Here is a 568-nt window from a genome sequence, read left to right as displayed (position 1 = left end):
CTGATACTTTTAACCTGGACATTTTTGAACATCTAAGACATTCTCAATGTTTAGTACAACATCACCAACAGAGTCAGTGAAGGTGGTATCCCACATCGCCTTGAGGAAAATCCCCACGGCTCCATTAAAATCTCGGTCAATTTCATAACCGCAATTTGGGCATTTAAAGTTCTTAGAACTACCTAGTTTTCTATGAACATGACCGCATTTAGTGCAGGTCTTTGAAGTATATTCTTCAGTTATTCTTACCAATTTGGAACCGTAGCGGTTACACAAATGTTCTAAGGTTTGAGAAAACTGATAGAACGCCCAAGTCATCATTGCTCGTGCTGTTTTGTTTTTTAACTTCCTTTTCTTCTTAACAACCATTTCAGAAGTTTCAAAAGTTGGAAGCACAATTACGTCGTAGTTTTTGGCAAGATAAGAAGCTACTTGTTTATGGCACTCAGAACGTAGATTTTTAATCCTTGTTCTAATTCTTTCCATAGCCTGTCTTAACTTATATCTTAGTCGTTTAAAATTACGACCAACAGATTTATCATGTCTTGATTTTAGCTTGTCGAGATGG

1 protein-coding gene is annotated in these 568 nt (G+C 36.6%); it reads right to left on the bottom strand.

From position 1 onward, the window contains the following. Positions 1 to 9 precede the first annotated feature (9 nt). Positions 10 to 568 (bottom strand): RNA-guided endonuclease TnpB family protein (locus DSM106972_RS51010; RefSeq protein WP_148129306.1); only part of this gene is annotated, 559 nt, incomplete at its 5' end.

Origin of the sequence: Dulcicalothrix desertica PCC 7102, from assembly GCF_003991905.1 — a bacterium.
GTDB classification, from domain to species: Bacteria; Cyanobacteriota; Cyanobacteriia; order Cyanobacteriales; family Nostocaceae; genus Dulcicalothrix; species Dulcicalothrix desertica.
Note: the sequence above shows the minus strand (reverse complement) of the source record. Positions and strands in the feature narration are given on the sequence as shown.